Raw genomic sequence first — 9,211 nt, 5'->3', positions numbered from 1 at the left:
ATCGGAAAGCCGTATGAGGGAAAACCTCACGTACGGTTTGATGAGGAGGGGCTGAAATATTTCAGCCCTTTACTCTAGATAGCTATGAAAGGAAACTTGGATTCCCCCACCCAACTAGCTATTGCATCATTACATACTCCAGCCTTACCATCACCAACTTGCGATTACATCACTCTACACTCCGGTCCCACCCATCAGCAACTAATCATACATCATCCTGTACTCTCCAGCCCCACCACCACCGACTAGCCTTACCCCATCCTATTCTTCCACTCCCTCGCATCCGCACCACTCCACAATGGTCAACGCGACAATCTCAGCTACTTCGAACACACGTTCCAATTCAATGTGTTCATTCGGATAATGGGCAACTTGTGTGATACCTGGTCCGAAAACGATACACGGCGTTTCACCAATCTGGGTGAGCAACCCGCCGTCCGTACCCCAAGGCGAGGCTTCAATTACAGGTTCTTCTTTCTTAACCGCGCGGTATTGCGCCATAAGCACCTGCATGAAAGCATGGTCGGGATCAACGTTGCCTGGTACCCATTGCGCTCCGAACCACTCTACGCTCGGTGGATGAGCTTCGAACCAAGGGTCTTTCTCACTGAGTCTCGCCACCCATTGATGCATTTCCTCTTTGGCGCTATCAAGCGTCTCAGCGGGTGCGACACCCATTCGCCCCTCGAGTGTAACCAGATCAGCAACAGACGATGGCCAATTGCCTCCGTGAATAACTCCGATGTTTATTGGAATCGGAATCGGATTATTGGCATACAACGGATCTGTAATCCGTGCGTTTCGTTCCACTTCAAGCTCCCTAATATGCTGGATGACAATCATACTTTTCTCAATGGCACTAACGCCTTCATAACGTGTTCCCCCATGAGCCGAACGCCCTTTCACCGCAATTCGGAACCACATGGAGCCCTGCTGCTTGGGGAAAATCCGCATATTGGTAGGCTCGGGAATGAGCGCCGCATCAGCCTTATACCCTTTTACAATGGCAGCTAAAGTCCCCGCTCCTCCGCTTTCTTCCTCAATGACACTTTCGAAAATCACATCGCCTTTCAACTTGATCCCAATACTCTGTATAGCCTCGATAGCGAGAAGGAGAGAGACATTCCCGCCTTTCATATCGGTTGCCCCGCGACCATACAGCTTCCCATCAACCACCTGACCGCTATAAGGATCATCATTCCATTGGGCTCGATTTCCCTCTGGTACGACATCCATGTGACCATTGAGCAAGAGCGAACGTCCCCCACCGACACCTTTCAAAACACCAACCACATTCGGACTCCCTGTAAACTGATGTCTTGGGGAACAAAAATAGGGGTGTGATGCCAAAGCCTCACCAACGGGTTCCCATAGATCAACTTCTAGCGCTAGCTCCAGTAATTTGTCGGCGATGAGGAATTGAGCTCTCTGCTCATTTCCTTGCGTGCTGGGTATTTTCACAAGATTCTGAAGAAAATCGGTGCCCTCCTCTCGATGAAGACGAATCCATTCATGGATTTGCTTTTGCAGGGCTACGCGTTTATTAGGCAAAGGAAACTCCTCCTTCAAGCCTTGCTCTGACTGATTATGGAATGTAAAGAATGTGATCAGGAATAAGTAAGTCAGCCTCTGTATTGCGAACTACCTCATCTACTGTATAGGGCAGCATGACTTCTTTTAAAATCAAACCTTGCCCCGAAACCTCCATGACAGCCATTTCCGTAATAATCAACTTCACACAGGCTACTGCGGTTAGGGGCAACTCGCATTGTTTTTTAACCTTTGACTCTCCGTTTCGATTTACATGGTTCATTAGAACGATGACTTTCTTTGCTTTTTGCGCAAGCTCCATCGCCCCACCGATTCCCGCCACCCGTTTCCCAGGCACAATCCAATTCGCGAGATCTCCTCGCTCACTCACCTCTAAAGCCCCAAGGATCGTTAGATCTATACAGCCTCTTCGTATCATGGCAAAAGCAATCGCACTATCGCAATAGGAAGCACCTCGATTTATCGTAATGGGGTATCCGCCTGCGTTACATAGAAAAGCATCTTCTTCCCCTGGAACTGGTGCCCCACCTGCGCTCAGGATACCATTCTCTGCATGAAATACGACATGAATATCTGTGGGAACATAATCGGCAACCTTCGTCGGAATACCGATACCTAAATTAACGGCCATGCCATTCTTCAATTCTTGAGCAGCCCGCTTGGCTATTCGGTCGCGGGTTTCTTTTCCCATACCCATTCCCAAGTCACCCCTCCGCTTAAAATCACCATATCCACGAAAATACCCGGTGTGACAATACTTTCAGGATCCAGTTCACCAAGGGGGACAATTTCATCAACTTCGGCGATCGTTATTTTGCCGGCCATGGCGACGAGCGGGTTTAGATTTCTACCACTTTTATCATAAATAAGATTCCCGTACGGATCGGCTTTCTTGGCATGCACGATAGCAACGTCGGCTGTCAAAGCCGGCTCAACTAGATACGTTTGATCATTGATCGACACGGTGTTCTTCCCCAATTCCATAATCGTTCCGACACCGACATCAACCAAAATACCGCCTAGCCCAACACCGCCGGCACGAATTTTTTCACATAGTGTTCCTTGGGGGTAAAAGACGACTTCCATCGTGCCCTGTTCCATCATTTGACCAGCGTTAGGATTAGAGCCGATATGCGAAGCAATGACTTTCTTTACGCGTCCTGCCGTGACTAAACGTCCAATGCCAATGTGGGGGAAACCTGTATCATTACCAATAAGGGTAAGATTCTCGACCCCTTTCTGAAGGATGCCCTCCACTAATGTTGGTGGCGTTCCGATACCTCCAAATCCGCCGAACATCAACGTACAACCATGCGAGATCGTTTGGAGCGCTTGTTCCAAGCTTCTAACTTTGCCGTCACCTTCGTTCACTCGTGCGTTCTTTCCTGACACCATCATATCTCCTCCGATGTGGATGGGGATGGGGATGGGGAAATCTCCGCCATGACTTCTCGAATGGATTCAGCCAATATCCGCACGAGTTGGTCGATTTCCTCCTCTGAGATGATGAGTGGCGGCGCGACAATAATCGCATCCCCCTCTCCGTCTATTGCACCTGCAGCTGGGTAAACAAGCAACCCTTTCTGAAAAGCGTTCTCAATGATCCGAGATGTAACGCTTAAAGCAGCTGGAAAAGGGCTCTTGTCAGTCCGATTCGCAACAAACTCAATGGCCAGCAGCAATCCCTTGCCTCTCACATCACCAATGATCTCAATTTGCTGTGCTAGTTGTCGCAGCAAGTTCAATAAATAAACGCCTTTGCTTTCTGCAGCACGGACTAATTGATGCTTTTCGATATACGTAAGAACCGCTAATGATACAGCCGCCGATTGCGGATTAGCGCTGTATGTATGGCCAGACATGATGCTTTTGGTTCCTTGCCGAATAGGCTCCATCACATGGTCTTTGACAAGTGTCGCTGCCATTGGCGTATAGCCAGCACTCATACCTTTGCCTAATGCCATGAGATCTGGCTCAACCTCGTAGTGCTCCATACCGAACATAGCACCCGTTCGAGCAATACCTGTCATGACCTCATCAGCGATGAATAAAATGTCATAGAGCTCGCAAATGGCTTTGATCTTCTTGTAGTAGCCTTCTGGAGGTACAATCGCTCCCCCTGCTGCTCCAATAATCGGCTCCGCGATGAACGCGGCGATATGTTCAGCTCCGATCCGCTTAATCGCCGTAGCCAAATCGTCCGCACACGCTAATTGGCAATTCCCAGCGGTTTTACCTAACGGACAGCGGTAGCAATACGGTGGCATCACAACCGGGAAATCTTCTAATAAAGGGATGAATCTTCTTCTCCTCAGCACGTGGCCTGACATCGACAATGCACCGAGCGTGATACCGTGATAACTCATTCGCCTTGAGATCACTTTATTTTTACCGGGTCGCCCCTTCTCCTGCCAGTGCTGTATGGCAATCTTCATCGCCGTTTCTGTCGCTTCCGAACCGCTATTCACAAAGAAGGTCCAATAATCGTTGCCAGGGGCTAACTCACATAACTTCTCTGCCAGTTTCTCAGTGGGCTCGCTTGTAAACTGTGAACGATAGACGAAGGATACCTTGTTCGCTTGCTCGATCATCGCATCAATGATGTCTTGCACCCCGTGCCCTAAACCAGCAGTCACGGCTCCCGAACAGCCGTCGATATAAGTTTGGCCTTGTTCATCGTAGAGATAGATGCCTTTCCCATATTGAATCGTGGGATAATGGTGTTCAATAACCGGCTTGATGACATATTCCCGCTTCATAAGGCACCCCCACAGATCTCTTGCGTGATAACCACCGGCCATTGACCCGGTATCCCTAGCTCAGAATTTATTTGAGAAACAAATTTTTTACTCGCGGTGCTTTTAACAGTTCCTCATAACGAAATGCGGTTCCCAATGCAGAAACATCGTGCCAAACTAACATCTCTTCGATTTGCTGAGCCGTACTCTCTAAGACATAGGTTCGGCAGTTGGTACATTCGAGCGCAGGAATATCTAGGATTTGAACCGCTAGTTTCCCATCAGGCATAATCCAGTAACAATCTTTCGCACTTTCACGGATATCTTCCGTCTCACACCACATGCAATTCATATGCGTACAACCTCCCGAATTCAGCCAGAATATTGGAGTCATGGTACTTTTTTAACGCTTAGTGATTATAATGCAATAAAGATGCCAACATGTTAGCGTGGGTAAAAGCGGAATTGGTTGGCTAAAGATGTGGGTAAAGCTGCAAAAATTTTGGCAGTTGTTTGGTGTTATTTTGCAGGAGATGATAGGTAAAGGGGGAAGCTGGATGCCAAATGATCTGCCAACCTATTCGAATGAAGTTGAGAACGGTAACGACTATAGGATGATGTTTTGCCTTGATTTTATGAACAAAAGGTTGCGCGTAGATGACTATTCAGGAGATATCGATGTTATTTACATGCGAGCGGTCGAAATTGCCAAGACACATGCTTTAACCAAGGTGTTTATCAAATCACATGAAGTGGATTGGCAGACATTTTTATCGAAGGGATGTATGCTGGAAGGTATTTATAAAGGATATTTCAATGGTCGTGATGCTTACTGCATGGCCATATATACTCACCTTACGCGCCGGACTAGCGACTATTGGCTGGAAGAAGATCACATTCTTGAGGGGGTTCTTCTGCTCCCCGTTAAACCTGATCGACCGTTGCTTCCAAGCAGCATGACCATGCGTCTCGCTCAAATGGAGGATGCCATGCAGCTCTCCCAGTTGTACAGCCTCATTTTCCAAACCTACCCGACACCGATGAATGATGCCAAGTATGTGGAGAAAACGATGCGAGAAGGCACGATCTATTATCTTATTGAATCGTCGGGTGAGCTCATAAGCGCCGCTTCCGCGGAGATCAATTCGGTCTATGCGAATGCTGAGATGACGGACTGCGCCACACTTCCCGCTTATCGCAATCAAGGACTTATGCGCCTGCTCATTCATGCATTGGAAGCGGAATTGATTACACGGAATGTGACTTGCGCATATTCCTTATCTAGGGCTCTTTCATTCGGTATGAATGCCGTTTTCTACCAGATGGGATACAGATATTACGGCAGACTTACGAAAAATTGTGATATTTATGATAAATTCGAAGACATGAATTTGTGGGCCAAATCGTTGAAGTGATAGGTTAGCGAATTCGCACCTTCCCTCCGATTATATGCGTTTTCGTCGCATAGAAGACGAAATACCGAGTTCTTCCCGATACTTAGTAATGGTTCTGCGAGAAATGGAGATGCCTTCTCCCTTCATTAAATCAGCCAGCTTTTGATCCGAATGTGGTTTACTGGGGTTCTCGCCACTAATCCACGTCTTGATTCTCGATTTAACATATTCGGAAGAGGCAGAATCCCCGATGTCCGTTTGCAATCTAGAGGGAAAGAAATGTTTCAGTTCGAAGATACCCCAAGGGGTTTGTGCATATTTCCCTGCCGTAGCGCGACTCACGGTAGATTCATGAACACTTAATTTCTCAGCAATCTGCTTTAAGGTCATCGGTTTGAGATAAGCGATTCCATGACTGAAGAATTCATTTTGCTCCTCCACAATGGCTTGCGCTACTCGGAATATAGTCCTTCTTCTTTGTTCCAAACACTTCAGGAAGAACTTCGCGGCATGTAATTTACTTGAGAGAAACTGGGTCACCTCCTTATTGTCGCTATCCAATACAGCCATTCGTTCATAGTACCCATTAACCGAGAGTCGCGATGAAGCTTCTTGATGAAGCCGGACAAAGAATTGCTCACCTACTCGTTCAATTATGACCTCGGGAATAATATAAGGAACTGTTTCAATATGAAAGGCTGCGCCGGGTCTAGGGTTCAATTCCTTAATGACATCAATCGCAGCCTGAATTTCTTGTGTAGAAACTTGAAGTAATGTCGTTAATTTATGAATATGGTAATGGGCAATATCCTTCAAATGGTTCTTAATTAATTCGGATACTATTGGGCAGCCATCCGGTAGCGATTGGACTTGCAAAAGCAAACATTCCCTCAAGTCTCTTGCCCCTATGCCGCGGGGATCCAGACTCTGCAAGATTCGTAATGCATGCTCCACTTGAGCTATCTCCATCCCACACACTTCAGCAATTTCAGGCAAAGTGAATCTCAAATAGCCATTGCGGTCTAGATTTCCAACCATCAATATGACCGTTTGTCGCATAGATGGCGATATGTTTGGGATAAAACCTAACTGCTCCTTTAAATGTCTCTCCAGGGATACCTCGTTCGATGCTATGTGAAGTAAAGGCTCATAGTTGGAATCGGCACTTCTATTTCCACGTAAAAAGGTTGGTGTAAAGTCGTTCGCGCCTCCTTTATTCCCGGCTATTTCCAACACCAGATTATCAGTTACCTCTTGTTGAATAACTTCCATCAATTCCGGAGTCGAGAGCTTGAGGATCCCAATCGCTTTACGGAGTTGAGGCGTTATTCGCATCCTCGCTGCTTGCTGTTGGAACATTCCGTAGCCTGGGCGCATGTGATCACCCCTTTTCCTTATTGCTTCTATATGTATTCATACAGATTTACTTTTAATCAAACTGTGTATATTACTTGAAGGAGCGGACATACTATTTCATGACGGTGACGCAGTGGTGAGGTGTTGTGTCGCAGACAATTTACACAAGGGAATTTGTTATTGAATCCATATGGAGGCGAGGAGATGTGCCGCATACCACTTCCTGTAGTAGAAGTACTGCAATGACGTGATGAGGTAGGTACCTAGCGAAGTAAGGTTCAAAGCAAGAGCTCCATCAATATCGCACCGTCGAAGAGGCTGTCCAACAAGTAGATTCGTCTACTGAAGGGCAGCCTTCTTTATTTCATTTCGTCGGGGTCACATGCAAGGCCAGATAAGGTTATGGCATAACGTAGTCTGGATCAAAACAAGCAATTTAGGCCAAATGTCTTGAAATAACGCCGTGAGATAACGCAATTGCTTCAATTTTGCAATCTGACAAGACAATCAGATGTTTTCATAACGCTGATATAGCAATCGAACTCTCCCCCAATGAGAAGTAATCCTCCCAAACTTTACCACTCCCTCCTACGGACTCAAGGTAGTCTTGCCGAACGAAATATATAGGCACTAACTGAGAAAGTATGAGGATAACCATCATGAGAATGGCTACATATATGTATAAAGGCGCTTATTTCGCGCTGCTTGGTATGATGCTTTTTCAAGCAAATACTGTTCATGCTGAGGAAAATACGGCACCAACCGTATATTTGGACGGTAACCCGATCTCCTTCCAAACACCTCCTGTCATTGAAGCAGGCTATAGCCTCGTGCCGATGCGCGCTCTCTTTGAAGCGGAAGGGGCTACAATCTCTTGGGATGAGAAAACGCGAACGGTAACAGCAGTGAAAGACGATATCACGGTAACGTACGGAATCGGAGACTCGTTTGCCTATAAGAATAAAGAGCGGCTGGAGCTCCCCCTTCCTGGCAAAATTATAGATGGCTCTACCATGATGCCATTGCGTTTTATGAGCGAGGCACTAGGCAATCTTGTCGCATGGCATGACTACTCCCGCTCAATTACAATCTCATCTGTTCATGACAATGAAACCACGATCCAATACGGCGTTAATTTACGCGACACACCAGACAAAGATAACGATACCCACATTGTTCGCATGCTGTCAAAAAACGAAAAAATCCACGTTATTCGTGAAATCAATCCGGAATGGTTAGAAGTTCAAGCACAAGACGGCACAATAGGTTTCATTTCCTCTGCTACGATGTACTCGGATTACACGAATACGTCGATTGCTATGAAGCAGGGGGATGCGATAATTTCTTTCGGGTCCAAATTCCTTGGAACTCCTTACGAGTTCGGCGCTGCTTCAGGTCAAACGAATACCTTCGATTGCTCGTCGTTTGTTCAATACGTTTTTAGTCACGTGTTATCCAAGAATTTGCCTCGTGTCTCCTATGATCAAGCGCTGCAAGGGAAAGAAGTCAAGCTTGACGATCTTCGCAAAGGAGATCTCCTCTTCTTCACAGCACGCGGGCTCGATATTGGACATGTAGGCATTTATGCAGGAAATGGTCGGATTCTTCAAACGTACTCCAAAGAACTTGGCGTTCACTTCACAGCATTCGATGAGAAATGGAAGAAGCGCTTTGTTACGGCTAGGAGAATATTTTAACAAAGCTGCAGGAAGGATAGCGAACGGAAATAGCGCCCTTTTCGGGCGCTATTTCCGTTCAAGCGCTGCCGCGGGTGCCGTTAAGGCCCTTTTCGGGCCTTAAATCCGGCGAAGCCGCAGCTGTGGCTGCGTTCTTGAGGAGATAGCGCCCTTTTGGGGTGCTATCTCCGTTCGCGCGCTGCCGCGGGTGCCGTTAAGGCCCTTTTCGGGCCTTAAATCCGGCGAAGCCGCGGCTATGGCTGCGTTCTTGAGGAGATAGCGCCCTTTTCGGGCGCTATTTCCGTTCGCGCGCTGCCGCGGGTGCCGTTAAGGCCCTTTTCGGGCCTTAAGTCCGGCGAAGCCACAGCTGTAGCTGCGTTCTTGAGGAGATAGCGCCCTTTTCGGGCGCTATCTCCGTTCGCGCGCTGCCGTGGGTGCCGTTAAGGCCCTTTTTGGGCCTTAAGTCCGGCGAAGCCGCAGCTGTGGCTGCGTTCTT

Annotated in this window: 8 protein-coding genes; 2 read left to right on the top strand and 6 right to left on the bottom strand. The window is 47.4% G+C overall.

The window, feature by feature from the left end; all coding sequences use genetic code 11:
- Nucleotides 1-261: 261 nt before the first annotated feature.
- From A8708_RS22820 to A8708_RS22800, 5 genes are all read right to left on the bottom strand, one after another.
- The gene (locus A8708_RS22820) at nucleotides 262-1,551 is read right to left on the bottom strand and encodes a peptidase (RefSeq protein ID WP_068667590.1); all 1,290 of its coding nucleotides are present in this window, start codon (nucleotides 1,549-1,551) and stop codon (nucleotides 262-264) included.
- A 34-nt stretch (nucleotides 1,552-1,585) separates the two neighbouring features.
- The gene (locus A8708_RS22815; protein ID WP_068667589.1) at nucleotides 1,586-2,248 is read right to left on the bottom strand and encodes a 3-oxoacid CoA-transferase subunit B; all 663 of its coding nucleotides are present in this window, start codon (nucleotides 2,246-2,248) and stop codon (nucleotides 1,586-1,588) included.
- Nucleotides 2,215-2,892: a CoA transferase subunit A gene (locus A8708_RS22810; protein WP_275667926.1), complete on the bottom strand. Its 678-nt coding sequence runs from the start codon at nucleotides 2,890-2,892 to the stop codon at nucleotides 2,215-2,217. Before A8708_RS22810 ends, A8708_RS22815 begins: the two co-directional genes overlap by 34 nt.
- Nucleotides 2,893-2,945: 53 nt before the next feature.
- A complete protein-coding gene (locus A8708_RS22805; protein WP_068667587.1) occupies nucleotides 2,946-4,310 on the bottom strand; it encodes an aspartate aminotransferase family protein in 1,365 nt (454 codons plus the stop codon).
- 67 nt (nucleotides 4,311-4,377) lie between these two features.
- A complete protein-coding gene (locus A8708_RS22800) occupies nucleotides 4,378-4,641 on the bottom strand; it encodes a YokU family protein (RefSeq protein ID WP_068667586.1) in 264 nt (87 codons plus the stop codon).
- A gap of 97 nt (nucleotides 4,642-4,738) precedes the next feature.
- Here A8708_RS22800 and ablB point away from each other — a divergent pair, with 97 nt between their 5' ends.
- A complete protein-coding gene (ablB, locus tag A8708_RS22795) occupies nucleotides 4,739-5,704 on the top strand; it encodes a putative beta-lysine N-acetyltransferase (protein WP_239696806.1) in 966 nt (321 codons plus the stop codon).
- Between the two features lie 30 nt (nucleotides 5,705-5,734).
- Here the strand turns inward: ablB and rpoN are convergent, their stop codons facing one another.
- Nucleotides 5,735-7,042, bottom strand: a complete 1,308-nt coding sequence (rpoN, locus tag A8708_RS22790) for an RNA polymerase factor sigma-54 (RefSeq protein ID WP_204787613.1) — start codon at nucleotides 7,040-7,042, stop codon at nucleotides 5,735-5,737.
- A 656-nt stretch (nucleotides 7,043-7,698) separates the two neighbouring features.
- Between rpoN and A8708_RS22785 the strand changes: the two genes are divergently transcribed.
- Nucleotides 7,699-8,736 carry a stalk domain-containing protein gene (locus A8708_RS22785; RefSeq protein WP_239696805.1) on the top strand — a complete coding sequence of 346 codons (1,038 nt, stop codon included), beginning with the start codon at nucleotides 7,699-7,701 and terminating at the stop codon, nucleotides 8,734-8,736.
- The last annotated feature ends 475 nt before the right edge of the window (nucleotides 8,737-9,211 follow it).

It is taken from the genome of Paenibacillus oryzisoli (assembly GCF_001653565.1).
Taxonomy (GTDB): Bacteria; Bacillota; Bacilli; order Paenibacillales; family NBRC-103111; genus Paenibacillus_E; species Paenibacillus_E oryzisoli.
Note: the sequence above shows the minus strand (reverse complement) of the source record. Positions and strands in the feature narration are given on the sequence as shown.

What these genes read in the sequence shown, in the direction of transcription:
- A8708_RS22815 (WP_068667589.1), bottom strand. Translation starts at nt 2,248, where the DNA reads ATGGGTATGGGAAAAGAAACCCGCGACCGAATAGCCAAGCGGGCTGCT.
- A8708_RS22805 (WP_068667587.1), bottom strand. Translation starts at nt 4,310, where the DNA reads ATGAAGCGGGAATATGTCATCAAGCCGGTTATTGAACACCATTATCCC.
- A8708_RS22800 (WP_068667586.1), bottom strand. Translation starts at nt 4,641, where the DNA reads ATGAATTGCATGTGGTGTGAGACGGAAGATATCCGTGAAAGTGCGAAA.
- rpoN (WP_204787613.1), bottom strand. Translation starts at nt 7,042, where the DNA reads ATGTTCCAACAGCAAGCAGCGAGGATGCGAATAACGCCTCAACTCCGT.
- A8708_RS22785 (WP_239696805.1), top strand. Translation starts at nt 7,699, where the DNA reads ATGAGAATGGCTACATATATGTATAAAGGCGCTTATTTCGCGCTGCTT.